This window comes from Thermocatellispora tengchongensis (assembly GCF_014202315.1).
Classification (GTDB): Bacteria; Actinomycetota; Actinomycetes; order Streptosporangiales; family Streptosporangiaceae; genus Thermocatellispora; species Thermocatellispora tengchongensis.
In genome coordinates this window covers 470,937-497,625 of the sequence record NZ_JACHGN010000006.1, presented here as the reverse complement: position 1 = coordinate 497,625, position 26,689 = coordinate 470,937, and the positions used below count along the sequence as shown (strand labels likewise).

Sequence of the window (26,689 nt, the reverse complement as noted above, 5' to 3'; positions counted from 1 at the left end):
AGTTCTGTACCGACAGGTATGAAACCTACTCGCACCCACCGGCCCAGGGCAAGGGGTAATGTACCGATAGGTAGGAAATTCGGAGGTGGATGGCATGCCCGGTGGTCGTCCCCGCGGCTTCGACGCGGACGTCGCGCTCGATCGCGCGCTTGAGGTGTTCTGGCGGCAGGGGTACGAGGGGACCTCGCTGGCCGACCTGACCGCGGCCATGGGCATCAACCGGCCCAGCCTTTACGCCGCCTTCGGCAACAAGGAGGAGCTGTTCGGCAGGGTCCTCGACCGCTACCTCGCCGGTCCCGGGGCCTTCGCCACCGAGGCGCTGGAGGAGCCCACCGCCCGCCAGGTCGTGGAACGCCTCGTGTACGGCGCGATCGAACTGGTCGCCGGCGAGGACTCGGTGGGCGGCTGCCTGAGCGTGGGCGGCCTGCACGCCTGCGGCCCGGACGCCGAGCCGGTACGCCGCGAGGTCGCCGCCCGCCGCCGGGCCGGCGACCTGGCGCTGACGCGGCGCCTGGAGGAAGCCGACGACCTGCCCCCCGGCTGCACGCCCGCCGACCTGGTCCGCCTGGTCACCACCCTCACCGACGGCTTCGCCGTCCAGGCCCGCGCCGGACACGACCGCGAGACCATGCGCCGGACCGCCGCCCTGGTCCTGAACGCCCTCGGCTGGTGATCTCTACGCCACCGCGTAGGGCGCGCCCGGTTGCGGCCCGGTGCCCTCACGCGCGGCGATCCAACTGTCGTGCAGCCACATCTCGGTGCCTCGCCGGCCCGCCGCCCCGTCCCAGCGGACGTCTCGTTCATAGGTGACGATCCGCCCGCCGCCGTCCACGATCACCCAGGCGTACCGGCCCGACGTGTGGTGGGCCTTCACCTTCATGCCGGAGACGACCCGCTCACGCCCATCGGGGGTGCGGACGCGTTCGTCGTGGCGGTCCACCCACTGCACCCGCAGGCCCTGCGCGTACTCGGGGACGTACGACCGGAGCCAGCCGAGGGCGGCTTGACGCGCGCGTTCCTCGGACAGACGCGCCGGGGGCGTGTCGGCGACCAGCCGGGTGTATCCCAGGAGCGTGCCGTCGTCCGCCACCACGGCCGAGACGTGTTCGCCGCCGAGGCTCCGGCGCCCGTCGCGCTCGTACCGGACCACGGTCACGGGAACCTCGTCGTGACGCTCCTCGCGGATGTCCGCCGGCCGCCACCCGTGCGGCACCGCGAGGTTCGCCGCCGCGAGGATCTTCCGGACGGCCTCGGCCGTCTGCCCGCCGCCCGCGGGCGTCCGCGGTCGCCGGTCCTCGGATGCCTGCGGGCCGGCGCCCCGCTCGGACACGCCCCGCTCGGACATCCCCCGCTCGGACACGCCCCGCTCCGACAGTGTCATGGCCGTACCTCCTGTGATCATCGCTACGGCGGCCACCGCCACGGCGGCGATCCGCCGCCCGTCCTTCTTGTGCACGTTCGCACCCTTCTTCAGACCTCGGCGTGAGGCCCGGGGAGCCTCATTTCCAACCGTTTGGTTGGACTTCTCGCCTCGACCATAACACCGGCGCGACCGGCTCTCCAACCTTTTGGTTGGAGATTGATAGGCTGCGGCCATGGCCTGGGACACCGAGCGCACCCGCAAACTCCTGCTGGACGCCGCCGTGGAAGAGTTCGCCGCACGCGGGCGCGCCGGGGCGCGCATCGACCGGATCGCCGCGGCCGCGGGCGTCAACAAGGAGCGGATCTACCAGTACTTCGGCGGCAAGGACGCCCTGTTCGACGCCGTGGTGCTCGCCGAGCTCGACCACCTGGCCGAAGCGGTCCCCCTGGACGCGGCCACCCCCGAAGCCCTCATCGAGTACGCGGGCGAGGTGTTCGACCACTACCGGGAGCGGCCGCATCTGGCGCGCCTGCTGCACTGGGAGGGCCTGGAGCTCGGCCACGAGCCCGGCGTACAGGAGGGGCCCAGGACCGAGCGCTACCGCGCCAAGGTGGCCGTGGTCGCCAAGTGCCTCCCGGAGACGGCGCGCACCCGCCTGCGCCCGGAGGACGTGCTGCTGACGATCATCTTTCTGGCCACGAGCTGGCACGTCATGCCCCAGCTCAACCGCATGATCCTCGGCCCCGCGGAACACGACGCCGAACGCCGCCGCGACGCCCTCGTCTGGACCATCCGCCGCCTCGTCGCCCCGGACGCCCACTAGACGCGGCACGCCGTCGCCGGCGGCCATCTCGGGCAGAATCCAACTAGACAGTTGGATTCTCTCGTGGCACTATCCAACCATCTAGTTGGAAATGCTTCGCGAAAGGGCATCGCCATGTCTTCCGCTCCCTCCGTGCACCAGCGCGCCCTGATCACCTGGCTGGCGGTCTACTTGATGATCATGCTGGTCCAGCTCCTGATCGGCCCGGTCCTGGCACCGCTCCCCCTGCCGCTGCGCACCCTCGCCCTCACCGCGATCGTGGTCCCCGTGGTGGTGTACGCCCTCGTGCCGGCGCTCCTGCGCGCCCGCGCCCTCCTGCTCCGGCGCCGGCGCTGAACCCGGCGGCCCTCCAGGTCAGCGGTGGTTCAGGTAGGTGAGAACGGCTTGGACGCGGCGGTGGCCGCTGTCGGAGGGGGACAGCCCCAGCTTGGCGAAGATGGCGCCGATGTGCTTGTGAACGGCGTTGAGGGTGATGCCGAGCCGGTCGGCGAGCGCGGTGTTGTCGTGCCCTTCGGCCATCAGGGCGAGGACCTGAAGTTCGCGCGGCGTGAGGCCGGACAGCGGGTCGCGGCCGGGGCCCACCAGGAGCTGGGCGATGACCTCCGGGTCCATCGCGGTGCCGCCCGCGGCGACGCGGCGCAGGGCGCCGGTGAACTCGGCGACCCGGCTCACCCGGTCCTTGAGCAGGTAGCCGATGCCGCCGCGGCCGTCGGTGAGCAGTTCCTTGGCGTACTCGCGTTCGACGTACTGCGACAGCACCAGCACCGGCAGGCCGGGCCGGAGGCGGCGTGCGTCGAGGGCGGCGCGGATTCCCTCGTCCTTGAAGGACGGCGGGAGCCGCACATCGACGATCGTCACGTCGGGGCGGTGCGCGGTGACGGCGGCCAGGAAGGACGGGCCGTCGCCGACGGTCGCGACGACCTCGAAGCCCTTGGCCGCCAGCAGCAGTTCCAGGCCGCTGGACAGCAGGACGTTGTCCTCGGCGATCACGACCCGCACGGCACCTCCACGGCGATCGTGGTGGGGCCGCCCGGTGGGCTGGTCACCTGGACGGTGCCGTCGAGGGCGAGCACGCGGCGGCGGATCCCGCTGATGCCGGTGCCCCGCGCTTCGTCCGCGCCGCCGATCCCGTCGTCGGTGACCCGGACCGACAGCATGGCGCCCACCCGTTCGACGCGCACCTCGGCCGAGGTGGCGCGGCTGTGTCTGGCGGCGTTGGTGAGCGCTTCGGCGACGACGAAGTAGGCCACCGTCTCCACGGCGACCGGGACCGCGCCCAGTTCCCCGATGTGGACGCGGGCCGGCACGCCGCACCCCGCGGCCAGGGCCGTCAGCGCCCCGGCGAGCCCGCGGTCGGCCAGGATCGGCGGGTACGCGGTACGGATCACCGCGCGCAAGCCCGCCATGGCCTGCTCCACTCCCTCGTGCGCTTCCCGTACCAGCCTCGTCGCGCCCTCGGGGGCGCCGGTCAGCGACTCGCCGGCAACGCCGAGGCGCAGGGCGACCGCCACCAACTGGGCCTGGACACCGTCATGCAGGTCGCGTTCGATCCGGCGCAGCTCCGCCGCGTGCGCGTCCAGGGCCTCGGCCCGTGTCCGGGTCAGCTCCTCCACCCGCTGGGTCAGTCGTCCGGCCGCCGACGGGGACAACACCGCCAGGCAGAGCCGGGCGTGCGCGCGGGCCAGAGGCGGGCCGCCCAGCCAGGCCACCGCGGCCAGAACGACGATCTGCACCGGCGCCAGCGCCACCGTCCAGCCCTCCACCGGAATGTCGCCGAGCAGGCGCGGGGTCGCGGCCGGGGGCAGCGCCCACCACAGCGTCAGGGACACGGTGGCGGTGAGGATGTTGCCCAGGCAGGTCAGCGCGGCCAGCCCGAGCGGCAACGCCGTCGCGACGTGCGCCACCGCCCACAACAGGTCGCGGCCCCACCGAGCCCAGGGGCGACCGGCGGGCGGCGTCGGACGATCCGGGACCGTGACGCCGAGCAGCAGCCCGGCGCGTCGCCGATGGCGTTCGGCCCAGGCGTGCGCCGCGGCGGGCAGCGCGAGAACCGGCAGCAGGACGATCGTGGCGAGGGCGGTCAGCAGACCGTCGAGCAGGTAGGCCACGCCGCGCCACGGTTTCGGCACGCCCCCTCCCTTCGGTCCTCGGTGCCAGTATCGGGGCACGGCGGGGAACGGGCACTACAGCGGACTGTACCTTCGGCAGACAGCGCACACCATGTCGCCGTCATGGCCGGCAGACCTAGCGTCGCGGCCATGACAACGAGGAAACGACTGGGCGCACTGGTTCTGGCCGGCGTGAGCGCGGTCGCCGTCGCCGTCGTGGACCGGCCCGCCCGCGACCTGGCCGCCTACCACCACCAGAGCGTCACCTGGACGGACTGCGGCCAAGGGCCGCAGGACCACGAGGGCACGGCTCTCGACCAGGCCGGAGCCCGATGCGCCCGGATAACCGTGCCCCTGGACTACAGCCGGCCGGCGGGGCGAACGATCACGATCGCCGTGTCCCGGCTGCCGGCGTCCGACCCCTCCCGCCGGATCGGCACGATGCTGCTCAACCGGGGCGGGCCCGGTGAGCCGACGCTGGGCATGCCCCTGAGCACCCGCGCGTACATGGGGGACGCCGGCTCCCGCTACGACCTCGTGGGGATCGACCCGAGGTTCGTGGGCCGCAGCACACCGCTGGACTGCGGCTGGCCCACCGGCATCTGGATCCGCTCCGCGGGCGGCGACCGGGCCGCGTTCGACCGGCAGGTGGCCTTCCACAGGCGGCTGGCCGAACGGTGCGCGCGGCGCCACGGCGACGTGCTCCCGCACGCCACCACCCGGAACACCGCCCGTGACCTGGACATCGTGCGCGCCGTCCTCGGCGAACGGCGCATCTCCTACCTCGGCTACTCCTACGGCGCCTATCTCGGCGCCCTCTACATGGAGATGTTCCCCGGGCGAACCGACCGGGTGGTCCTGGACAGCCCAGTCGATCCGGCCCGGTACGGGCCCCGGCTGCTGGGCAGGGAACCCGCGGCGGAGCGTGCCCTCGGCGCCTGGGCGTCATGGGCCGCCGCGCACCCCCGTGACCACGGCCTCGGCCGCACCCGCCGCGCCGTTCTCGCCACCGTCCGGCACGTCGTCGAGGCGGCGTCGGCACGCCCCCTGCGCGTCGGCCCGTACGCGCTCGACGAGCACGTCGTCCCGTACCTGATCTACACCGGCGTGGGCGACGACCGCGAGGAGAACCGCGCCGCGTTCACCGCCACCATGGAGGCGTTGCGCCGGGCGGCACGCGGGGCCGGCGTCGCCGCACCCCCGGCGCTGCGGCAGACCCTCCGGTTCCTGCTGACCGGCGACCTGTCCCACTACGGCAGCCCGGCCGCCGCCATCATGTGCGGCGACCGCGCCGCCCCGCGCGATCCCGAGACCTACTGGCGCGACATCGAACGCAGCCGGCGCCGCCATCCTCTCTTCGGCCCCCTGACCGGCAACATCTCCCCCTGCGCCTTCTGGCCCCACAAACCCCGCGAGGCCCCGCCCACGATCGGCGGACACCATCCGGCTCTCCTCGTCTCCGCCACCGGCGACACCGCCACCACCTACCGAGGCGGCCAGGCCATGCGTCGCCTCCTGACCGGCTCTCGCCTCCTGACCCTGCGCGACACCATCGCCCACGGGATATACGGCGAATACGGCGACCCCTGCGTGGACGACAAGGTGAACGCCTACCTCGAAACCGGCGCCCTGCCCGCCACCGACCAGACCTGCGAGGGGGGCGCCGCAGGCACGCCGTAGCCGCTCCGGCCGGTGCGCGGCCCTTTTTCTCCCGTACGTGCTCCGCCCCGAGGCCCCGGCGCGTGCGCCGCCTGTGAGGACCCATTCGGTGACAACTGAGGCTCAAGTGGCGGCCGTTAACCTGTGCGCTCTCCCTCACTAGAAAGGCGCTACCCCATGAGAAGGGCAGCTTTGCTGCTTGGTGCGCTCTTGCTCGGCGGGCTGGTCAACCCGCCCCCCGCAGCCGCCGCCCCCCGGCCGGTCAAGGCCGCCGTGTCCGCGGTCAAGGCATCACCGGCCGGACAGTCCGGCTCCTGCCCGACCACCGTCGGTTTCACCGCGACCGTGACCGCCAAGGGGAAGGGCACGGTCAGGTACCGCTGGGTCCGCAGCGACGGCACCACCGGGGTGATCAAGAGCTTCCGTACGAACGGTGCCAAGAAGGTCGTGGTCAGGGACAGGCAGACCTTCGACAGGTCGGCCAAGGGCTGGCAGGCCGTGGAGATCATCGGTAAGAAGGGGCTGTCGGCCAAGGCGCGTTACGCCGTGACGTGCACGGGTCCGTTGAAGATCTACGACGCGGGCCGGCCGCTGCCCGCCGACCGGCAGCGGCCGACGGTGGCCGCCGCCGCCGTACGCGTGGACCCGCCGGTCCAGCAGGGCGCCTGCCCGGTCACCGTCCGCTTCACCGGCACCATCCAGGTGTCGCGCGTGCCCGCCAGGGTCGCCTACCGCTGGGTGGACAGCGCCCTGGGCGAGGGCCCGGTGCAGTACCTCGACTTCCCGGCGGGCGGGCCCCGTCTGCGCGAGGTCGTGCTGCCGCTGAGCGTGGCCTCCTCCACGAGCGGCTGGAAGGCCATCGCGGTACAGGACGGGCACGACTCCGGCCGCGCCGCCTACAAGGTGACCTGCGCCACGAACCCGACGCCGACGCCCACGACGACCCCGACGACGACACCGACGACGACACCGACCGCGACGCCGACGACCACGCCGACAGGAGGTCCCGGCCGGCCCGAGCCGTCGGTCAGGCTGACCGAACTGTACCCCGGCGATTACGAGGGCGCCTGCACGGCGCCGATCGCCTACCAGGCCTACGGCTACGTGATGCCGCCGGAGAACTGGGGCGGCACGGTCACCTACAACTGGAGCCTGGACGGCGTCCCCTGGGACGACCAGCAGGCCACCTGGACACCGCAGGACTCCTACCGGCAGGTGCTGACCGGCGCCTCGTTCAGTCTCGACTCCTCCAAGCAGGGCACGCACACGCTCAGGCTCCACGCCAGGATCGGCAGCGGGTCCGTGGTCGTGGCCGAGAAGGTGTTCACCCTCACCTGCCTACAGGAGCCGCAGGAGGTCACGGTGAGCATCGACAAGGTGGTGACCGCGCCGCAGTGCACCGACCGCGCCCGCCTGGCGATCGAGGTCACGCTCACCCTGGACAGGTCCGACGAGGTGATCTACCGGGTGACCGTGCCCGGCACCTCGTTCGAGGCGAAGAAGGCGTTCGGCAAGGGCACCACCAGGTTCCTCGCGGCCAACCACCCGGTGACCTCCGACGGCGTGGCCCGCTTCGAGGTGCTCAACCACAACAAGCCGGTCAAGGAGGTCAGCTTCACCCTGAACTGCCCGCCCAAGTAGCACCCCCGGCCCCGGCGGCGTCCCGCCCCGAGAAGTGATCGTCGTTCCTCGGGGCTCCCGCCGGGACCACCGGCGCCGGGCCACGGCACGTGGCCCGGCGCCCGTGACGGCCGTCGCCGCCGGGGGTCGCGGCCGGCATCTCCGGTACGCGCCCGCGCGCCTCTGGGATGATCTACGGTTGGTGGTGACCGGAGGTGCGCATGCCAGAATCGGCTCCGTTACGCCGGGAAGACCCCAGGCGGCTGGGCGAGTACACGCTGGACGGGCTGCTCGCCGGCAGCGGCGTCTACACGGCCAGGGCGCCCGGGGGCGAGCGCGTCGTGGTGAAGGTGTACCCGGCGGAGGCGTCGGCGTTCCTGGAGCGCATCCGCCCGGTCCGGGCGCAGGACGCGTACTACACCGCGCAGGTCATCGACATGGGCGAGACCGAGGACGGACGGCCCTTCCTGGTCACGGAGCACGTTGACGGCGAGACGCTGCGCGCGGCCGTCGAGCGGCGGGGGCCGTTGCCGGGCACGGCGCTGCACCGGCTGGCCATCGCCACGATGACGGCGCTCGTGGCCGTGCACCAGGCCGGCGGCGTCCACGGCGAGTTCGACCCGGGCAACGTGCTGCTCGGGCCCGAGGGCCCGCGGGTGATCAACGCGGGGGTCGCCCCCGCGCTGGAGGCCGCCGGGGTCGTGGCCGCCGACGCCCCGACCGAAAAGGTCGGCGCGGCGAAGCTGGCCTTCGCCGCGCCCGAGCGGTTCGCCGGAGCCGGGGCGGGCAAGCCGGCCGACGTCTTCGCCTGGGCCTCGACGATGCTGTTCGCCGCGACCGGCCGGGCGCCGTTCGAGGGCGAATCCGCCGTGGCCACGATGAACCGGATCATCCAGGCCGAACCCGACCTCACCGCCCTGGACGAGCACCTGCGCGGCGTCATCGCCGCCTGCCTGGACAAGGACCCGGCCGCACGCCCCACGGCGGGGGAGGCGCTGCTGAGGCTCGTGGGCCACTCCCTGCTCACCGCCGGGCCGGAGGAGGTCGCCGCGGCGGCGCCGCCGTCCGCCGGCACGCTCTCCGCCGCCCCGCGCGCCCGCTCCTGGCGGTTCGCGGTGCTCGCGGCGGCCGTGGGCCTGGTCATCGCCGTGGCCTCGGCGGGCACGGTGTACGCGCTGCGGTCCCGCGCCCCTGCCACGGCCGCCGCGACCGGCACCCCCACGCCGTCCGTGGTGTCGCTGTCCGCGGCGCCCCCGCCTTCCCCACCGCCCTCCCCGGCCGCCACCCTGGCCGCGCCGGGAGCGGAGATGGGCCTGCTGGAGCACCCCGCCGATCCGCTCCGGGTCGCCGCCTACCGCGCCGGCGACTCCTTCTACGTGCGCGCGCCCGGCAGCACACGGTTCGTCAAGACCGCCGGCACGCCGGAGGAGATGGCCGCCTCTCCGGCGGGCACCTGGCTGGCCCTGCTGGAGGACGGCAAGGTGACCTTCCTCGACCGGGCGGGCGGCGCGGGCTTCGAGGTGGAGGTCGGACCCTCGCGGCGGCCGGTGTGGTCCGGGGACGGCGGCCGGCTGCTGCTCACCACGACCGAGGACACCGGCAAGGACGAGGCGGGCGTGCCGCTGCCCGGCGGGTTCGCGATCATCGATGTGGCCACCAGGAAGGTCACGCTGGTCGACACCGACGACGAGGCCCGCGACGGCCGCGGCTACTACGCGTGGCTGCCCGACGGGACCGGCACCGTGGTGACGTACAAGACGGGGCGGGATCACGGCATGCGCGTCCGCGACCTGGCGGGGCGCGAGATGCGTACCCTGGACTGGGTGGGGTTCACCACCGGCGGGCGCATGTTCTCCCCGTCCGGCGGGCTGTTCGCCACGTCCTGCCCCAGCGGCGGCACGTACTGCGTCTGGGACACCGCCGAGGGCGTGCGCCGAGCCAGCGTCGCGCTGTTCTACGACGGCGGCGAGTTCTGGGGCTGGTACGACGAGAACCACCTGCTGGTGTTCAACCCGAGCCAGGAGCCCGACCGCCTGGTCGCGCTGGATCTGCGCGGCAAGGAACGGCGGACCTTGCTGACGATCGCCGGCAAGGACTACGACGAGGACTTCTACGTGGCCATGGCCCCGAGGTGACCGCGATGCCGCAGAACCCCCCGCAGCATTCCCCGCAGCGGCCGGCGGAGGAACCGGCCGGGCTCGGCTACGTCGTGGACGACGGCACCGGCCTGCCCTCGCTGGAGGACGAGATCCGCGCGCACGGGCCGCTGACGGGCACCGCCCTGCACCGGCTCGCCATCGCCACCATGACCGGGCTGGCCGCCCTGCACCGGGCGGGGATCACGCACGGCGCGGTACGGCCGGACACGGTGCTGCTCGGCCCGCGCGGGCCCCGGCCGCGCCATCCCGTGCCGGCGAGCGCTCCCCCCGCCCTCGACGACGAGACCGTCGCGGCCGGAACCCTCGTCTGGAGCACGCCGGAGCACGTGCGGGGGCTTCCGGTCTCCGCCTCGGGCGACCTGTTCACCTGGGCCGCCACGATGGTCTACGCGGCGACCGGCCGCTCCCCCTTCGGCGAGGGCTCGATGACCACCGTCGTCAACCGGCTGCTGCACGGCGCGGCGGACCTCGGCCCGCTCGACGGACCGCTGCGCGCCCTCGCGGCCGACTGCCTGGCCGCCGAAGCCGGCGAGCGGCCCACCGCCGAGGAGGCGTTGTTACGGCTGATCGGCTACTCCGGGCTGCTGGACACCGCGCTGCTGTCGGAACCGGTTCCGCCGGCCGATCCGCCCGCCCGGCGGCGGCGCCCACGCACCCCGGTCCTCCTGGCGGCCGCGCTGGCCGTCGCCCTGGTGTCCGCCGGCGTCACCTACCTCCTCGTGCCGCCCTCGCCGGCGCGGCCGGCCGCCGCCCCGGCCTCCACCGCCTCGCCCCCCGCCGTCACGGCCCGCCCGCCGGCCACCCCGCCCCCGGCGACGCCGCCGCCCGCCACGACGGAGACCGGCCTGCCCACCGGCGGCACCCTGTACGAGAACCCGGCCGATCCGGTGAAGCTGGCCTCCTACCACGTCGGTCAGGACGGCAAGCGCACCGTCGCCTACGCCCGCGCCGGCACCTCCGGCGACTTCCGGCGGGTCGGAGGCGCCAACGCCGTCGCCGTGGTCTCCCATGACGGCCGCCGGCTGGCGGTGGTGAACGAGCTGTCCTTCGCGCAGTTCCAGCGGCAGGAGGTGGCCTTCACCGACCATCGCACGGGAGAGCGGTTCGCGCTGCCCGCCGCCACCGCTCCGGATGTCGCCCAGTTCCTCAACTGGAACCGCGACAACAGGCGGGCGCTGCTCACCGTCATCGGCTCCCTCGGGCAGGGGCCGCCGGTCACCCGCGGCTTCGTGATCCTGGACGTGGTGGCCAGGACCTCGACGTTCGTGCCCACCACGGACGCGCAGGACCGGCCCGACCCCGACGCCGTGCCGCCCGTCTACTACTGGACGCCCGACGGGAACGGCGTCATGGCGTACTACACCACGCCCGAGCTGCGTAACGGGGTGCTCTTCCGGGACCTGACCGGGCGGGTGACCCGTACCATGCACTGGGTGGGCAACCCGGTGGGGAGGGAGCGGTTCTCCCCGTCCGGCCGGCTGTTCGTCACCACCGGCTGCGGGATCTACGACCTGTGCGTGTGGGACACCGCCACCGGCGAGCGCCGGGCGACCGTGCCGGGCGACAAGGGCGCCTACGCCATCGGCTGGTACGACGACCGGCACCTCATCCGGGGCCGCTGGGCGGGGAAGGACACCTTCCGCGTGTCGGTGACCGCCTTCGACGGCACCGAGGTCCGCCTGCTCGCCGAGATGAACAGCACGGGCGAGGTGCTGCCCCACCTCACCTTCGTCACCGGGTGAGCCGGCCTTGCCGTACCTCACCGCCTCCCAGCCCGGCGACCCGGCCGAGATCGGCGGCTACCGGGTCCGCGGCCGGCTCGGCGAGGGCGGGCAGGGGGTCGTCTACCTGGCCGAGACCGGCGGCGGCGACCTCGTCGCGATCAAGAGGCTGCGCGCCGCGCCGGACCCGGTGGACGCGGCGCGCTTCCGGCGTGAGGCCGAGGTGCTGCCCCGGGTGGCGTCCTTCTGCACGGCCCAGGTGCTCGCGACGGGCACCGCGGACGGCGTGCCGTACATCGTCAGCGAGTACATCGACGGGCCGTCGTTGCAGCGGGCCGTGCGCGAGCGGGGCCCGCTGCGCGGGCGTGAGCTGCGCGGCCTGGCCATCGGCACGATCACCGCGCTGGCCGCGATCCACCGGGCCGGGGTCGTGCACCGCGACTTCAAGCCGGGCAACGTGCTGCTCGCCGCCGACGGGCCGCGCGTCATCGACTTCGGCATCGCCCGCGCGGTGGACGGCGACGCCACGGGCGGCGGGCCCGTGGGCACGCCGTCGTACATGGCGCCGGAGCAGTTCGGCGACGAGCCCGCGGGGCCGCCCGCCGACCTGTTCGCCTGGGGCGCGACCATGGTCTTCGCCGCGACCGGGCACCCGCCGTTCGGCGCGGACTCCCTGGCCGCGATCGTGCACAGGATCCTGACCCAGGAGCCCGACCTCGGCGAGCTGGAGGGCGAGCTGCGCGACATCGTCGCCGGATGCCTGGCCAAGGACCCGGCGGCCCGGCCACGGGCCGGCGAGGTGCTGCTGCGGCTGCTCGGCCATCCGGCGGGCGTGCCGTCCTCCTCCGATCGCCTCCTCGCCCAGGGCACCGCCGCCGCCGTCCCGGACGCCGCCGTCCCCGAGCCGTCCCGGCGGCGGACGGGTGGGTGGTGGGCACTCGGCGCGGTCGCGGTGGCCGCCGCGCTGATCGTGACGGTGGCCCTCGTCCGGGGGCGCGAGCCCGGCGCCACCATCACCTCTCCCACGCCCGTGCCGCGGCCGTCCCCCCTGCTCAGCGGCCCGCCACCCGCCGCGGCCGGCACCGTCAGCGTCCCGGCGCTGCGGGCCACGCTGCACGAGCATCCGTCCGACCCGCTCCGGCTGACCTCCTTCCTCGTCGAGGAGGGGGGAACGATCGGCACGCCGGCGTACGTGCGCGATCCGGGCACGAACACGTTCCGGCGGCTGGATGAGTACCTGGACCCGGTCGTGTCACCCGACGGCGCGACGGTCGCCGCCATCTACGGCTACCCGGAATACGTGCCGGAGGACGGCAACGCCGTACGGTTCACCGACCGCGCGACCGGCGACCGGTTCTCCGTCCCCACCGTGGAACTGCCGCTCGTGGTGAAGCACCCGCACTGGTCCCCCGACGGCAAGCGGTTGCTGCTGACGGCGCAGGAGGACGGGAAGAGCGTCGGGTTCGTCGTGGTGGACGTGGCGGCCCGGCGCGCGGAACTGGTCCGGGCCGGCACGCCGGGCGCCGGGTCGGGAGCGTACCTGTGGTTGCCGGGCGGCGACGGCGTCGTGGTGCGAGCCGGCGACACCGGTGTCCGGGCGTACACGCTGCGCGGCGCGGTCATGCGCACCTACGACGACGTGGTGGCCGCCGACAGCGGCGACCGGTGGTTCACGCCCTCCGGACGGTGGCTCGCCGGCCTCTGCCCGGGCAAGAGCCCGGCCGCCTGCGTGCTCGACACGAAGACGGGAGAACGCCGGGCCCGCGTCCCGCTGCCGGACGAGGGCGTCCTGTGGGGCTGGTTCAACGAGGACCACCTGCTCGTCTACCACGACGGCACCGCCGGCGTGTACGACCTGGCCGGCCGGCGGGTCCGGGTCCTCGCCGAGATCGGGCTCGACCGGAACACCTACTGGCTGGTCCATTTCACGACCGGCCCCTGACCGTTCCCTCTCTTCCGGGAGCGGGGCGACCTCTCGCCCGGCCGCGCCCTGCCCTCCCCCAAGGTCTATCGTGAGACGGCAGAGCTCAGCCGCCGGATCGCTTCCTGGCAATCTCGGTGGTGCACGGTCGCCAGCCGTTTCCCGTCCCTGGTGTACAGGTAGACGACCGTGGCCCTCGCCGCGCCTCCGTGGCCCACCGGAAAGGTCTCCTCCCTGAATTCCGTTTCCGTCCAGGGGTGGAACCGCGGCGGCTCCCCTTTGCGCGTCAGGACCACGCCGTGCTCGAAGCAGAACAGGCGCGACGCCTGAGCCTCCTCGCGCCGGTACACCGCCCGGCAGGCCAGGAACACGGCGGGAACCGACATCAGCAAGATCACCCCGGCCACACGGAGGGGCACGGAGTAGTCAGGCCCGAGCAGGAGGCCCGAACCTCCGATGAGCATCAGTGGAAGGAGGAGGAATCCCACCAGCCCCGAATAGATCCTGCCGACCACGGCTGTGGCGACATGCGCTCCGAACCCGAGCCGCCGCGCCGCCTGCCTGATGGCTTCAGAGGGCTCGTCCATGCGCTCCCATCCTCTGACAAGGCGGTCCTGCCGGCCAGGCCAAGCGAGAAGCGTCCCGGCTGCCAGGCCACGTGCGGTGCGGACGAGTGCGGCGGCGGTCGGCGCATGTCCGGTTCGTGCGGCACGCCACCGGGGTACGAGGCAGGCCATGGCATGTCGGATCAGTGAGCTGGTGCTGGATTGCCGCGAGCCGGAACGTCTCGCCGAGTTATGGTGCAAGGTGCTCGGCTACGTGGTGCTCGATCGCGGCGAGGACGGTGTGGAGATCGGCCCCGAAGGCGAAGGTTTCGGCGGACTCCGGCCGACGATCGTGTTCAGCCCCACCGATGAGGACAAGACCGGCAAACTCCGGCTGCACATCGACGTGAACCCCACCGACCGCGACCAGGCCGCCGAGCTTCAGCGGCTGCTGGACCTCGGGGCCAGGCTCGCCGACGTGGGGCAGACGGGCGAGGAGTCCTGGCACGTCCTGGCCGACCCCGAGGGCAACGAGTTCTGCCTGCTGCGCCGGCGCCTGGAGGCCGAACCGCCGTCACGGCGTTGACGACGGCGCGGCCTCCGTACTGGCCGCACAGGCCGCTACGGATAATGAGTCGGTGTCCAGTCCAGGGATCTCGGCCCGGGAAGCCGAAGTACTCGCGTTGCTCGGGGAGCACCTCAGCAACGCGGAGATCGCCGCGCGGTTGGTCATCTCCGTGCGCACGGTCGAGTCGCACGTCTCCTCGCTGCTGCGCAAGCTGCACCTGCCCGATCGGCGGGCGCTCGCCCGGCACGCGGCCGAGCTCGCCCGCGGCGGGCGGTCGCGCTCGGCACCCGCCCTGCCGGCGCCGTTGACGGCGTTCATCGGCCGGGTGCGGGAGCGTGGGGAGCTGGCCGAGGCGGTGAAGACGCACCGGCTGGTGACCGTGGTGGGCCCTGGTGGGGTGGGCAAGACGCGCCTCGCGCTGGCGGTGGCGGAGGACGTGGCCGGCGACTTCGCCGACGGGGTGTGGTTCGCCGACCTGGTCCCGGTCACCGAGCCGGGCCGGGTGGGCGCGGCGGTCGCGGCGGCCGTGGGTGTGGGCGAGCAGCCCGGCCGCGGCATCGACGACGCGGTGCCGGCGGCGCTGGCGGATCGCCGGGCGCTGCTGGTGCTGGACAACTGCGAGCACGTGCGAGACGGGGTGGCGCCGTTCCTGGAGCGGCTGCTGGCGGCCTGTCCGCGGTTGCGGGTGCTCGTGACCAGCCGGGCCCGGCTGATGGTGCCGTTCGAGCGGGTCTTCCCGGTCCCGCCGCTGTCGCGGGCCGGCGGCGACGAGTCGGAGGCGGTGGCCCTGTTCATGGACCGCGCGGCGGCGGTCGGCTGGCCACCGGGTCCGGCGGTGAGCGAGGGGGTCGTGGCCATCTGCGAACGGCTCGGCGGCATGGCGCTGGCGATCGAGCTGGCGGCGGCGCGGTGGCCCACGCTCGGGCTGGACGGCCTCATGGCCGGCCTGTCCGATCAGCTCCGGATTCTCACCGGCGGACGCCGCGCCGACGACAGGCACAGGTCGGTGCGGGCGGTGCTGGACTGGAGCCATGACCTGCTGGAGCCGCAGGATCAGGCACTGTTGCGCCGGGTGTCGGTGTTCGTGGCGCCGTTCACCGCCGATGCGGCCGCCGAGGTCGCCGGATTCGCCCCGCTGGATCAGGCCGGGGTCGTCGATGGGCTCGGCAGGCTCGCCGAGCAGAGCCTGCTCGCCGTGACACCGTCCGCGACCGGCACCCGGTACCACGCGCTGGAGACCATCCGCCAGTACGGGATGGAGCGGCTCGCCGACGCCGGCGAGCTGACGGACGTCCGGTCTCGGCACCTGGAGTGGTGCTCGGCCAGTGCGGCCGCCCTCATCGCAGGTGAGGGCGCGGACTGGCGCGCCCGGTTCGACGCCGTGGCCGAGGACCTGCGGGCCGCCCTCACCTGGGCCGCCGACCGGCCGGAGCGGCGCGAGGACGCCCACCGGCTCGCGGTGTCCCTGGCCGAGCTGGCCTTCGCCCGCAACCTGCTCGGCGAGGCCCAGCAGCGGTTGGAGCAGGCGGCCCGGCTCGCCGCCGACGACGCCGCCGGTGCCGTGGCACTGCGGCAGGCCGCCGCGGTGGCCGGGTGCCGCAGGCTCGGCGACGACATGTTCCGCCTGCACCGCGCCGCCGCGGAGGCCGCCCGCCGCGCGGGGGACACCGCCGGGGCCGGGCGCGACCTGGCGGCCGCCGCCACGGTCGCGTACCGCTTCTCCAGTTCGTTCGCGCGGCTTCCCTCCGTGGACGAGGTGACCGCCCTGCTCGCCGAGGCGCGAGAGCTGTCCGGCGATTCCCCGGCCGCCGAGGCGGCCGTCGCGCTGGCCGAGGCGGCGGTGATCGCCGACGCGTTCGGCGCGGTCCAGGGAAGCACGGACAACACGGCGCGGGAGACGGTCGAGCGCGCCGAACAGGCAGTCGAGCTCGCCCGGCGCGCCGGCGACCCGGTGGCGGAGTCGGCCGCCCTCGACGCGCTCTCCGGCGCCCAGAGCTGGGCCGGTGAGCCCTTCGCCGCCGCAGCCGCCGCCCGGCGCCGGATCGACATCCTGGCCTCCGCACCGTCCACCCCTGCCAGTACGCAGGAGCTCATCGACGCCCTCGCCATGGCCGCCGGAACCGCCCTCGGGGTGGGTGCGCTGCCGGAAGCCCGCCGGTGGGGCAGGCGGCTCGCCGGCCACCCGCTGCTGGCCGAGGCGGGCCACCACGCCACGTCCTGGCTCCTGGTCGCCGACGCGTTCGCCGGCGAGGCCGACGAGGTGCTCACGGGCAGCGTGCGGTTCCTGGACGCGTGGGAGCAGAGCGGCCGCCGGCGGTCGTTCTCGCTCGGCCCCGCCGCGGCGTCGGTCGCGATGATCCACGGACTGCGCGGCGACCACGACTCCCGGGCGGCCTGGCTCGCGATCGTGGACCAGGCGGGCACCGCGCCGGAGCACCGCTGGGGCTATGGCGCGATCTTCGACGCCATGGTCCTGCTCCATCACGGCGACGCGAACGCGGCGCTGGAGCGGGTCGCGCCGGAGCCGGACCAGGTGTGGAAGTGGGTCTCCTGGATCTGGCTGCACTGGTACGTGGCGCTCAGGGCGGAGGCCGCGGTGCTCGCCGGGCACCCGGACGCCCGGAAGCGGATCGACGCCGCGCGGGCCATGGTCGCCGGCAACCCGGTCGCCTCCGCGCAGGTGGACCGGGCGGAGGCGCTGCTCGACGGCGACCTGCCACGGCAACTCGCCGCCGCCGCGGCGTTCGACGCGGCCGGCTGCCGCTACCAGTCGGCGCGCACGCTGGTGCTCGCCGGGGGCGAGCATGCCGCCGTGGGCGGGACCGCGCTCGCCGGCCTCGGCCTCGCGCCGACGGCCCTCAGGTAGCCGCATGCCATGGCATCCCGCCCCGGCGAGAACCCGGCCGTCCCCCGGACGCGTGCCTCAACTCACCGCCTGCTTCACCAGCGCGGCGATCCGCTCCTCCACCTCGGGCGTCACCTCGGTCAGGGCGAAACCGGTCGCCCACATCGCGCCCTCGTCCAGATTCGCCAGATCGCTGAACCCGAGCGTCGCATAGCGCGCCTTGAACTTCTCCGCGCTCTGGAAGAAGCAGACGACCTTGCCGTCCAGCGCGTAGGCGGGCATCCCGTACCAGAGCCTCGGCTTGAGGACCGGGGCGGTGGCCGCGATGACGGCATGGACGCGCTCGGCCATGATCCGGTCCGGCTCCCGCATCTCGGCGATCTTCGCGAGCACGTCCCGCTCCGCCTCCGCGGCCTTCTCCGCCTGCGAGCCGCGGCGCGCCGCCTTCTTCCGCTCTTGGGCGTGCTCCTTCATCGCGGCCCGCTCCTCGGCGGTGAACCCCTCGTACGTGCGGTTTGCGCTACCGGCCATGATCACTCCTTCAGTAGTGGGTCACGATCGCCGGGGCGTGTCGCCCGGCTGATCGCTGTGATCACAGCTTCGCGCAGCAGGGGTGCGTGCCACCTCCGTGCCGACCACGGAAACCACCACGGAACATGAGTGCGTGTTCCGGCCGTGGGAGGGGTGTGCGGCGTGGTGGCGGGCACATAGGGCTCGTGGACGCCCACGCTCGGGTCCGGCCGGGGGAAGGGCGACTCGATCCCAGGGGGACCCGCGAGCCGGTGACATTGCTGACGTTCGGGCACGGCACCGCCACGCGTACGGAGTTGAGCGAGCTGCTGCGCGGCGCCGCCGTCAGGGCCGTCGTCGATGTGCGAACCGCGCCCGGGAGCCGCCGCAACCCGGACGCCGGGCGCGGGGCGCTGGAGAGGTGGCTGCCGGAGGCGGGGCTCCGCTACCGATGGGAGCGGCGGCTGGGCGGCTTCCGGAAGGAACCGCCCGGTTCCCCGGACGTGTACTGGCACAACGCCTCCTTCCGCGGCTACGCCGGCCACTCCCGCCACCCCGACTTCGTGGCGGCCATGGACGAGCTGCTGCGCCAGGCCGCCACCACGCGTACGGCGGTGATGTGCGCGGAGGCGGTGTGGTGGCGCTGTCATCGGCGGATCATCGCCGACTTCGCCGTCCTGGCCCGGCGCGCCCAGGTGCTGCACCTGGCCCACGACGGCCGCCTCACCGAGCACCGGCCCACGCCGGGAGCCCGTCTGCGCGAGGACGGGCTCCTCGTCTACGACCAGGTCTGATCCGCCGGAGCCTGGAAGGCCGCGGATGGGCCGTCCGGCGTTCCCGGCATCGCGGGCGGTGTCATCGTGCGGGGGTGTGACTGCGGTCGATGAGGTCCAGGACCGCGTCGCGGATCTCGCGGAAGATCGCAAGGGTCTCCTCGGCGGCCGCGGTGACGGCCGCCTCGCCGGGCGCGTCGGCCGGTTCGAGCAGCAGGGCCACGGTGTCGGCGAGGACGGCGTCGGGGTCGTCGACGCCGGGTGGAGCGGTCTCGGGCTGGGAGACGGCGGTGGAGAACCCGTCGAGCAGGGCGTGCAGGACGTACGCCTGGCTGGGCAGCGGACGGTCGTCGCGGATCAGGCCGTGGCGGCGCAGGACCGGCATGACCGCGTCGCACATGGCGGCGGGGCGGGTGCGGGCGTACAGCTCGCGGTCGCCGGGGTCCTGCATGAGCACCCGCAGCAGCTCCGGGTCGCCGCTGCGCATGCGGCGCGCCAGCGGAAGCCTCAGCCCGGTGCGGATGACGAACGGGGCCAGGCGGCGGGGCCGGACGGTGCCGGGATCGGCGCTGATGCGGGCGATCCCCTCGTCCAGCAGGGTCAGCAGGTCGCGGGCGAACAACCCGCGGATGAGGTCTTCCTTGCTGGGCCAGTACAGATAGACGGTGCCCTTGCCGACGCCGGCCGCCCGGCTGATCTCGGAGACGGTGACCTTGCCCGCGCCGTGGTCGAGCACCAGCTCGCGCGCGCTGTCCAGGATGCGGGCGGCCTTGCTGTTGGTCAGTTCCCGGGGGCCTCGTTCCTGATCGGGGACGGCTCGACGCGCAGGAGCCGGGCGGCCCAGCCGGGCAGCCACCAGTTCCAGCGGCCCATCATCGCCACCACCGCGGGGACGAGCACGCCGCGGATGAGCGTGGCGTCCAGCAGGATGCCCAGGGCCAGGCCGCTGGCGAAGACCTTGACGTCCAGTTCGGGGGTCATGGCCAGGGCCGCGAACGAGATGAACAGGATCAGCGCGGCGGAGGTGACCAGCCGTCCGGTACGGCCGATGCCCTGGACGACCGCGTGGCGGGTGTCGCCGCCGCCGTCGTACTCCTCGCGCATGCGGGCCAGGATGAACACCTCGTAGTCCATGCTGAGCCCGTAGAGGAACGCGAAGATGGTGAGCGGGACGAACTCCCCGATCGAGCCGGTGGGCTGGATGCCGAGGATCTCCCGTGTGCCCCAGCCGAACTGCCACAGCAGCACCATCGCCCCGATCACCGCGCCCAGTGACAGCAGGTTGAGCGCGATGGCCTTGAGCGGCAGCAGCAGCGACCGGAACGCGCGGGCCAGCATCACGAACGTGACCAGCGCGATCAGGGCCAGCATCCAGGGGAACGCGCCGTAGGCGTGGTCCTGGAAGTCCATGCTCTGCGCCGCGTTCCCGCCCACGCGCGCCCCTTCCGGTACGGCGGCGCGGATGCGGGCGATGGTCGCCTCACCGGCCGTGCTCCCGGTCTCGGCGACCGGCAGCACGGAGATGACCGCGGTCCCCTCGCGCCGCCACGCGGGTGTCGCCGGCGCGAGCACGGCGGCCACTCCGTCCACTCGCCCGATCACCTCGACGGTGGCGGCCGGGTCGCCGTGGACCAGGACGTCGATCGGGGTGATCGCACCCGCCGGGATGCCGGCCCGGGTGAGCGCGGTGAGCCCGTCGTGACCGGGGCCGGTGGTGAGCAGGTGGCGGCTTTCCGGCAGGCCGAGGTTGACCCCCAGGCCGGTCAGGGCCAGCGCCAGCAGCAGCCCGCCGGACAGGAGCGCGGCGGTGCGGCGCAGCCGTACCACGCCTCGGGCCCAGGCCGACCAGGCCCGTCCCGCCTCCGCTTCCCGGGTGAGGCGGGCGCCGCCGCGGCGGTCGAGCCGCTGACCGGCGAGGGCGAGCAGGACCGGGAGCACGGTCAACGTCGCGGCCACGCTCACAGCAGTGATGATCATGCCGGCGATGCCCAGGCTGCGCAGGAACGGCACCGGCAGCACCACCATGGTCATCAGCCCGATGGCCACCGCGGCGCCGCTGAACAGGACCGCGCGTCCCGCGCTCGCGGTGGCCCGGCGCACGGCATCCTCGGCGCGCGCGCCGCCGGCCCGCTCCTCGCGCCAGCGGGCGATCAGCAGCAGCGAGTAGTCCACGGCGATGCCCAGGCCGAGCAGCGGCATCGTGGTCAGCGCCACGTCGTGCACGGTGGTCACCAGCGTGAGCAGCAGGATCACGATGAACGAGGCGAAGATCGACAGGACCGAGATCAGGATCGGGACCAGGGCCAGCGTCGAGCGGAACACCAGGAACAGCACGGTCACCGCGGCGAGCACGCCGATACCGATCTTGGCGGGCACGTCCACGCCACCCGCGTCCACGCTGGGAGCCAGCGTGTCCAACCCCGTGACGTGCACTTCGGCGCCCGGCGGCAGGTGCGGGATCATGGCCTGGCGGATGACGGGGCTCTCGTCCGGCGTTTCGCCCAGGCCGCCGCCCGGCGGGCTTCCGTCGGAGTAGGTGCCGGGGAACACCAGCCCGAACGTGGTGCGGCCGTCGGCGCCCACCAGGCGGCGGTCATCGGTGTCGGCGTAGGACACGACGCGGGCCTGCGGGAGCCTCGCGGCCACGGCCGCGAAGGCCCGGCCGATCGCGTCCTTGCTCGCGTCCACGCCCTGCCCCTCCGGCAGCACGACGACCGGGACGAACGGCCGCTGGTAGCCGCCGTTGCCGTAGATTGCGGTGATCTCCTGGTTGGCGTCGAAGGCGGGCATCCCGGGGTGGGCGTACTCCTCCGACAGGCGCTGGATCGCGAGCGGGGTCGCGCCCATGCCGATGAGGAACACCACCGCCGCCAGCAGCATGACCGCGCCCTTGTGCCGCAGGACACGGGCTGTGAACTTCTCCATGCGCCCAGTCGAGCAAAACGATCTTTGAGCGCCGTGCGCCCGGTCTTACGCGGCCATGTGAGTGACGCACTCCCTCCCGCCGGGTCGGGGCCGGTGGTCGCCATGGGGCAGACTGGTCCTGGAGGGGGACATGGCCGACGACGCCTCTGCCGGCGATCTGGTCCGGGCGGTCCGGGCGGCGGGCGTTCACGACGAGCGCCTGCTCCAAGCCATGCGCGTGACGGCCCGTGCCGAGTTCGTCCCCGCCGCCCACGCCGCGGCCGCGTACGACGACCGGCCCATTCCGATCCCGCACGGGCAGGTGACCACACAGCCCTCGCTGTCGGCGCGGATGATCGAGGCGCTCGGGCTGCGCGGCACCGAGCACGTTCTGGAGGTCGGCACCGGGCTGGGGTTCCAGACCGCGCTGCTGGCGCGGCTGGCCGCCGACGTGGTCACGATCGAGCGGTGGCCCGACCTGAGCGAGGACGCCCGGCGCAGTCTCGCCCGGGCCGGCATCCACAACGTGGAGTTGCTCGTCGGCGACGGGAGCCGGGGCGTGCCGGAGCGCGCCCCGTACGACGCCGTCATCGTCTCGGCCGCCTTCCCCGAGGTGCCGCCGCCGCTGGCCGAGCAGCTCCGTCAGGGCGGCCGTCTGGTGCAACCCCTTGGACCTGGCGGGACGGAAGAGGTCGTGCTGTTCGAGCGCACCGCCACCGGGCTGAAGCGCCGGCAGTTCCTCACGCTCGCCAGTTTCGTCCGGCTCCACGGAGAGTACGGCTTTCCGTCATGACCGTGCCGCCGCCGTCCAGGGCGGTGCAGGGCGTGAACGGCCGTCAGCCGGGGCAGGTCTCACGGAACCCGGCCTCGGGGATGTGCCTGGACCACTCCTCCGGGGTCAGGCCCCTGCCGGCCTGGCGGCACAGCTCGGCCGCGACGAGCTCCGGGGCGACGGTGATCGTGTGGAAGGTGCCCTCCTCGCCGATGGAGTACAGGAACCTTCCCGCGGCGTCGAACTCCAGCGCCGTCACCGCGCCGGTGTGGCCGGTGAACGCTCCCCCCAGCGGCCGGTGGGTGCGCACGTCCCACAGCCGTACGGTGCCGTCGTAGCTTCCCGTCGCCAGCACGTCCCCCGCCGGGGAGATCGCGGTCGTGGTCACCTCGCTCTCGTGGCCGCGCAGGACCGGGGGCAGCCGGCGGCGGGCGGCGGCGTCCCAGAAGGTGATCGCGTTCGTCTCGCTGCTGGTGACGAGCACGTTTCCGTCGGGCGTGAAGCCGCGTACCCGGGCCCGTTCTGAGACGCCGAAGCGCCCGCCCACCTCCTTTCCGGTGGCCACGTCGATCATCTGGCTCCCCTCGCCGCCGGAGATCGCCAGCGTGCGCCCGTCGGGCCGGAACGCCAGTTCCCGCGCGTCCGTCTCGGTGTGCATCCTGGTGCGCCGGCCGGTGCGCCAGTCCACCAGGAACTGGTCGTAGTTCTTGTCATGGACGACCACGGTCCGGCCGTCGGGGCTGAAGGCGAGCACGCCCACCGCGTTCCCGGTGGTGTCCTCGATGGTGCGCAGCTTCCGGCCGGTGGCGACGTCCCAGAAGTTCAGCGTCTTGCCCACGAAGCCCGTCCGGGAGGCGAGCACGGCCCCGTCGGGGCTGAAGGCGATGGCGTCGAAGTTGGAGAACCTTCCCGCCCGCTCGGGCAGGTCGGCGCCGATCCGCACCCCTGTCGCCACGTTCCAGATCCGGATGCCGTTGGGATGCCGCACGGCAAGCAGCCGGGCTCCGGGGCTGAAGTCCGCGATGTTGACGTAACCGTCCACCGCGAACCGGGCGGGGGCGACCAGGTCGGCGATGCCGATGCTCGCCACGCCCTCGTCGGAGGTCAGCACGAGGGAGCGGTCGCCGGGGCCGAAGGCCACCGAGCGGATGATCTGGTTGAGCGTGCCGTATTCGAACAGGACGCGCTCGCCGAACTCGTCGTCACCGGCCCGCCACAGCAGCACCGAGGTCTGCCGGGCGAGCGCCACGAACCGGCCGTCGGAGCTGACGGCCAGCGCGGCGTCTCCGACCCGCTGATGCTCCCCGACCGGCCCGGCGGGTTCGGCGCCGCCCATCGGCCTGCCCGATCCGGCGTCCCAGGCCCGCATGCGGCCGGTGCCCGGGTTGTAGGCGACGAACCGCCGCCCGGCGGGGTCGAACGCCACGGCCGGGGTGCCCTGCCAGCCGTCGGGCCCGGGTGCCTCGACGGCGAGCGGCCGGTCACGGGGCGGCACGTGCCACAGCTCCACCTCACCGTCGGAGCCGGCCACGGCGATGCGGGTCCCGGTCGGGTCGATGACCGCGTGCTCCGGCCGGGGCATACGCGGCTCCAGCGTCACGGGCCCGTCCGCGCCCTCGGCCCAGACCCGCAGCCGCCTGTCCTCGTCGAGGGTGGCCAGCGCCTCGCCGCCGACGGCGACGGCGGAGACCTCCGGCGGCAGGCGCGGGTCGGCGGCCGTGCGCCCGGTCGCCAGGTCACGGACGTGCCAGCGGTCGCCGTCGCGGAACGTCATCGTACGGCCGTCGGCGCTCAGCGCCACGGGCGCCGGCACCGCCCCGGACGCGCCGCGGCCGGGCCCGGCGTACGTCCCGGTGCGCCGGCCCGAGCCGAGGTCCCAGGTGGCGATCCGGCCCTCGGACACCACGGCGAGCGTGCGCGCGTACGGGCCGAGCACGTACGCGGCGTCGTCCGGGGCGCCGGGGTCGGTGAACGGCACCGCCTCGCGCTGGAACGCGGCGTCGTACAGGCCGCCACGCGCCTCCACGGTCGGCCGCACCCGCCAGGCCGCGACGTTCAGCAGCAGCGCGGTGACCGGGTCGGTGGGGCGCAGCGCCGCGGCGCGGGCGACCACCGCCCCGGCCGTGGCCTCGTCGCGCCGGTCGCCGGCGATACGGCGCTGCTGCTCGGCCACCGCGCCGGCCCCGGCCGCGGTCACCAGCAGCCCGAGCAGGGCCACCAGCGTCACCCGGCGCACCCTGGCCCGGCGCGCGGCGGCGCGGTCGCTCGCGGCCAGGAACTCCCGCGCCGCCTCGCCCAGGTCGCTCCGCTCCCGGTCCGCCCGGCTCACCGCGGCCAGGCGGGTGCCCCGGTACAGGAACGCCGGGTCGCGGCCGTGCTCCAGCCACTCCTGCGCGTCCTCCGCCAGGCGTTGCCGGGTCAGCAGGGCCACCCGGTCGGCCTCGATCCAGGTCCGGAGCTGCGGCCAGGCCACGATCAGCGCCTCGTGCGTGAGCTGCACGATCTCCTCGTCCACCGACACCAGCCGGGCGCGGACGAACTCGTCCAGCACGGCACGGGCGCGTTCACGGTCGCCCGGCGCGGCCGGCAGCAGGTGGTCCAGGCGCACCCGCCGGCGCGTGTGGTCCGTGCGCTCGCCGAGCCTGACCAGGCGCGGCAGCAGTGTCCGCGCGATCTGGCGTCCGCCGGCGTCGAGCCGGCCGAGCGTGGCGTCGGCGGTCTGCGCCAGAGACCGGGAGATGCCGCCGGTCGCGCGGTACCCGGCCATGGTCAGCGTGTCACCCTCGCGATGCTGCCAGGTGACCAGCAGGGCGTGTGAGAGCAGGGGCAGGATCGTCCCCGGCCCGCGCCCGGAGCCGAGCTCGTCCAGCAGCAGGTCCACCAGGCCGGGCTGCACGGTGAGGCCGGCCAGTTCCGCCGGGCCCTCGATCACCCGCCGCAGCTCGGCGTCGCTCATGGGCCCCACGGCCACCGGATGTTCCAGCGAGCGCACCAGCTCGGGATAGGCCATGCAGTGGCCGAGGAAGTCGGCGCGCACGCCGATCACCACGATCGCGGGAGCCTCGGCCACCGGGTCGCCGCACGCGGCGTCCAGCGCCCGGATGAACGCCCGCCGCCGCTCCTCCTCGGCGCAGGCGGTGAAGACCTCCTCGAACTGGTCCACGACGAGCAACGGCCGTCCCGGCGCGCGGCCCAGCACGTCGCGGAGCCGCCGCGGGTCGGCGTACAGGCGCTCGCGCAGCTCCGCGGGGTCCTCGCCCGGGGCCGCGAACCGCTCGGCCAGCGCCCCCACCGGGTCCTCACCCGGGCTGACCAGCGCGTACGCCCCCGCCGTCTCCGGCACGCGGCCGAGCGCGGGGATCAGGCCCGCCCGCAGCAGCGAGGACTTCCCCGACCCCGACGGCCCCGCCACGATCAGCGGGCCGGGCACGGACACCCGCTCGGCGACCCGGCCGATCAGGGCCCGGGTGAGATCCTCGCGGCCGAAGAAGTACCGGGCGTCCTCCTGGCCGAAGGGAGCCAGCCCCCGGTACGGGCTGAACCCGTCCGGCGGCGAGCCCCGCTCCCCCGCCTGCGGGGGCCGGTAGGCGAGGTTGACCAGCAGCGGCTGCCGCCCGCCCGCATCGGCGACGTGGCGGCGCGGGCGCGGACGGCCCGCCTCGGCCAGGGTCGCCGACAGGGAGTGGTAGACGTCGTCGAGCGTCATGCGGGACGGGCCGGTCGGATCGCCGGTGGTGAGCAGGCGGATCAGCGCGCCGGTGAAGGCGGTGTGCCGCTCCCCCGGCGGCGACCAGGCGGTCTCGTTGCGGCCGGTGGCGGCCAGGACGTACATGCCCTGGCCGCCGGTGTCGAAGATCTCGCCCGCCTCCGCACGGGCCACGGCCTGCGCCCGGCCGGAGAAGCAGCAGTCCAGCACCACCAGCGTCAGCGCGGCCCGGCACTCGGCCAGCAGCCGGCGCACCTCGGCGTACGGCAGCGCCTGGTAGGCCAGCAGCCGGCCGCCGGGGTCGGCGCTCGCGCGGGTGGCCAGGTGGAGCTCGTGCCGGGAGCCGAGCAGGCCGTGGCCCGCGAAGTAGAACACCAGCGCGTCGCTCGCCCCCGCCGCGGCCGTGGCCAGCGCCGCCCCCAGCTCGCGCGGGCCCTCGGGGTCGAGCAGCGTGGTGAGGTTCGCCGGGTCCAGACCGGCCCGCTCCACCAGGCATCGCCCCAGGTCGGTGACGGTGTCGCGGACGGCGGGCAGGCCGGGCAACCGCGAGCCCGCCACGTGAGTCCCCGTGCCGGCCAGCAGCACGCGTACGCCCGGCGATGCCAGCAGCAGGCCGCCGGCCGCGGGCCCGAGGTGCCCGCGCTCCGGGGGGACGCCTGCGGGACGGTCGCGCTGCGTCGGGGACACGAGGC

The 26,689-nt window shown here is 74.3% G+C and carries 20 protein-coding genes; 12 read left to right on the top strand and 8 right to left on the bottom strand.

Annotation, left to right across the window (positions count from 1 at the left end):
* Positions 1-94: 94 nt before the first annotated feature.
* Positions 95-673 carry a TetR/AcrR family transcriptional regulator gene (locus HNP84_RS16915; RefSeq protein WP_185050666.1) on the top strand — a complete coding sequence of 193 codons (579 nt, stop codon included), beginning with the start codon at positions 95-97 and terminating at the stop codon, positions 671-673.
* Between the two features lie 3 nt (positions 674-676).
* Here the strand turns inward: HNP84_RS16915 and HNP84_RS16910 are convergent, their stop codons facing one another.
* Positions 677-1,456: a hypothetical protein gene (locus HNP84_RS16910; RefSeq protein WP_185050665.1), complete on the bottom strand. Its 780-nt coding sequence runs from the start codon at positions 1,454-1,456 to the stop codon at positions 677-679.
* Between the two features lie 139 nt (positions 1,457-1,595).
* Here HNP84_RS16910 and HNP84_RS55045 point away from each other — a divergent pair, with 139 nt between their 5' ends.
* Together HNP84_RS55045 and HNP84_RS16900 are read left to right on the top strand one after the other, a co-directional pair.
* Complete coding sequence (locus HNP84_RS55045) at positions 1,596-2,186, top strand: TetR/AcrR family transcriptional regulator (protein ID WP_185050664.1); 591 nt, start codon at positions 1,596-1,598, stop codon at positions 2,184-2,186.
* Positions 2,187-2,300: 114 nt separating this feature from the next.
* On the top strand, positions 2,301-2,522 hold the full coding sequence (locus HNP84_RS16900; protein ID WP_185050663.1) for a putative antibiotic biosynthesis monooxygenase: 222 nt from the start codon (positions 2,301-2,303) through the stop codon (positions 2,520-2,522).
* Positions 2,523-2,540: 18 nt separating this feature from the next.
* Here HNP84_RS16900 and HNP84_RS16895 read toward each other — a convergent pair whose 3' ends face one another.
* Entirely contained in the window at positions 2,541-3,185 is a 645-nt protein-coding gene (locus tag HNP84_RS16895; RefSeq protein WP_185050662.1) for a response regulator transcription factor, read from the bottom strand.
* Positions 3,173-4,315 carry a sensor histidine kinase gene (locus HNP84_RS16890; RefSeq protein WP_185050661.1) on the bottom strand — a complete coding sequence of 381 codons (1,143 nt, stop codon included), beginning with the start codon at positions 4,313-4,315 and terminating at the stop codon, positions 3,173-3,175. The genes HNP84_RS16895 and HNP84_RS16890 overlap by 13 nt, the downstream gene beginning before the upstream one ends.
* Positions 4,316-4,444: 129 nt before the next feature.
* Here HNP84_RS16890 and HNP84_RS16885 point away from each other — a divergent pair, with 129 nt between their 5' ends.
* The 5 genes from HNP84_RS16885 to HNP84_RS16865 all read left to right on the top strand — a co-directional run bounded on the left by HNP84_RS16885 (position 4,445) and on the right by HNP84_RS16865 (position 13,395).
* Positions 4,445-5,974: an alpha/beta hydrolase gene (locus HNP84_RS16885; RefSeq protein ID WP_221336329.1), complete on the top strand. Its 1,530-nt coding sequence runs from the start codon at positions 4,445-4,447 to the stop codon at positions 5,972-5,974.
* A gap of 156 nt (positions 5,975-6,130) precedes the next feature.
* Entirely contained in the window at positions 6,131-7,594 is a 1,464-nt protein-coding gene (locus HNP84_RS16880) for a hypothetical protein (RefSeq protein WP_185050659.1), read from the top strand.
* Between the two features lie 200 nt (positions 7,595-7,794).
* Entirely contained in the window at positions 7,795-9,708 is a 1,914-nt protein-coding gene (locus HNP84_RS16875; protein ID WP_185050658.1) for a serine/threonine-protein kinase, read from the top strand.
* Positions 9,709-9,713: 5 nt separating this feature from the next.
* Complete coding sequence (locus HNP84_RS16870; RefSeq protein ID WP_185050657.1) at positions 9,714-11,474, top strand: protein kinase family protein; 1,761 nt, start codon at positions 9,714-9,716, stop codon at positions 11,472-11,474.
* A 7-nt stretch (positions 11,475-11,481) separates the two neighbouring features.
* Positions 11,482-13,395, top strand: a complete 1,914-nt coding sequence (locus HNP84_RS16865) for a protein kinase domain-containing protein (protein WP_185050656.1) — start codon at positions 11,482-11,484, stop codon at positions 13,393-13,395.
* A 65-nt stretch (positions 13,396-13,460) separates the two neighbouring features.
* Here the strand turns inward: HNP84_RS16865 and HNP84_RS16860 are convergent, their stop codons facing one another.
* Positions 13,461-13,961, bottom strand: coding sequence for a hypothetical protein (locus tag HNP84_RS16860; protein WP_185050655.1), 501 nt, complete (start codon positions 13,959-13,961; stop codon positions 13,461-13,463).
* Positions 13,962-14,109: 148 nt separating this feature from the next.
* Here HNP84_RS16860 and HNP84_RS16855 point away from each other — a divergent pair, with 148 nt between their 5' ends.
* Positions 14,110-14,505: a VOC family protein gene (locus HNP84_RS16855; RefSeq protein ID WP_185050654.1), complete on the top strand. Its 396-nt coding sequence runs from the start codon at positions 14,110-14,112 to the stop codon at positions 14,503-14,505.
* Between the two features lie 52 nt (positions 14,506-14,557).
* Positions 14,558-17,353 (top strand): ATP-binding protein, encoded by a 2,796-nt coding sequence (locus HNP84_RS16850; protein ID WP_185050653.1) that lies wholly within the window; start codon positions 14,558-14,560, stop codon positions 17,351-17,353.
* A gap of 57 nt (positions 17,354-17,410) precedes the next feature.
* On the opposite strand, the gene HNP84_RS16845 is transcribed toward HNP84_RS16850, so the two are convergent.
* A complete protein-coding gene (locus tag HNP84_RS16845) occupies positions 17,411-17,863 on the bottom strand; it encodes an iron chaperone (RefSeq protein ID WP_185050652.1) in 453 nt (150 codons plus the stop codon).
* 251 nt (positions 17,864-18,114) lie between these two features.
* On the opposite strand from HNP84_RS16845, the gene HNP84_RS16840 reads away from it, so the two are divergent.
* Positions 18,115-18,636, top strand: coding sequence for a DUF488 domain-containing protein (locus HNP84_RS16840; protein WP_221336328.1), 522 nt, complete (start codon positions 18,115-18,117; stop codon positions 18,634-18,636).
* A gap of 61 nt (positions 18,637-18,697) precedes the next feature.
* Here HNP84_RS16840 and HNP84_RS16835 read toward each other — a convergent pair whose 3' ends face one another.
* Complete coding sequence (locus HNP84_RS16835) at positions 18,698-19,471, bottom strand: TetR/AcrR family transcriptional regulator (protein WP_185050650.1); 774 nt, start codon at positions 19,469-19,471, stop codon at positions 18,698-18,700.
* Entirely contained in the window at positions 19,396-21,540 is a 2,145-nt protein-coding gene (locus HNP84_RS16830) for an MMPL family transporter (protein WP_185050649.1), read from the bottom strand. Before HNP84_RS16830 ends, HNP84_RS16835 begins: the two co-directional genes overlap by 76 nt.
* 130 nt (positions 21,541-21,670) lie before the next feature.
* Between HNP84_RS16830 and HNP84_RS16825 the strand changes: the two genes are divergently transcribed.
* A complete protein-coding gene (locus tag HNP84_RS16825; RefSeq protein ID WP_185050648.1) occupies positions 21,671-22,312 on the top strand; it encodes a protein-L-isoaspartate(D-aspartate) O-methyltransferase in 642 nt (213 codons plus the stop codon).
* 43 nt (positions 22,313-22,355) lie between these two features.
* Here HNP84_RS16825 and HNP84_RS55040 read toward each other — a convergent pair whose 3' ends face one another.
* The gene (locus HNP84_RS55040) at positions 22,356-26,684 is read right to left on the bottom strand and encodes a caspase, EACC1-associated type (protein ID WP_185050647.1); all 4,329 of its coding nucleotides are present in this window, start codon (positions 26,682-26,684) and stop codon (positions 22,356-22,358) included.
* Positions 26,685-26,689: the final 5 nt, after the last annotated feature.

Bases quoted from the DNA above. Each gene is read 5' to 3' on its own strand.
- HNP84_RS16915 (WP_185050666.1), top strand. From the start codon at position 95: ATGCCCGGTGGTCGTCCCCGCGGCTTCGACGCGGACGTCGCGCTCGAT.
- HNP84_RS55045 (WP_185050664.1), top strand. From the start codon at position 1,596: ATGGCCTGGGACACCGAGCGCACCCGCAAACTCCTGCTGGACGCCGCC.
- HNP84_RS16900 (WP_185050663.1), top strand. From the start codon at position 2,301: ATGTCTTCCGCTCCCTCCGTGCACCAGCGCGCCCTGATCACCTGGCTG.
- HNP84_RS16885 (WP_221336329.1), top strand. From the start codon at position 4,445: ATGACAACGAGGAAACGACTGGGCGCACTGGTTCTGGCCGGCGTGAGC.
- HNP84_RS16880 (WP_185050659.1), top strand. From the start codon at position 6,131: ATGAGAAGGGCAGCTTTGCTGCTTGGTGCGCTCTTGCTCGGCGGGCTG.
- HNP84_RS16875 (WP_185050658.1), top strand. From the start codon at position 7,795: ATGCCAGAATCGGCTCCGTTACGCCGGGAAGACCCCAGGCGGCTGGGC.
- HNP84_RS16870 (WP_185050657.1), top strand. From the start codon at position 9,714: ATGCCGCAGAACCCCCCGCAGCATTCCCCGCAGCGGCCGGCGGAGGAA.
- HNP84_RS16860 (WP_185050655.1), bottom strand. From the start codon at position 13,961: ATGGACGAGCCCTCTGAAGCCATCAGGCAGGCGGCGCGGCGGCTCGGG.
- HNP84_RS16855 (WP_185050654.1), top strand. From the start codon at position 14,110: ATGGCATGTCGGATCAGTGAGCTGGTGCTGGATTGCCGCGAGCCGGAA.
- HNP84_RS16845 (WP_185050652.1), bottom strand. From the start codon at position 17,863: ATGGCCGGTAGCGCAAACCGCACGTACGAGGGGTTCACCGCCGAGGAG.
- HNP84_RS16830 (WP_185050649.1), bottom strand. From the start codon at position 21,540: ATGGAGAAGTTCACAGCCCGTGTCCTGCGGCACAAGGGCGCGGTCATG.
- HNP84_RS16825 (WP_185050648.1), top strand. From the start codon at position 21,671: ATGGCCGACGACGCCTCTGCCGGCGATCTGGTCCGGGCGGTCCGGGCG.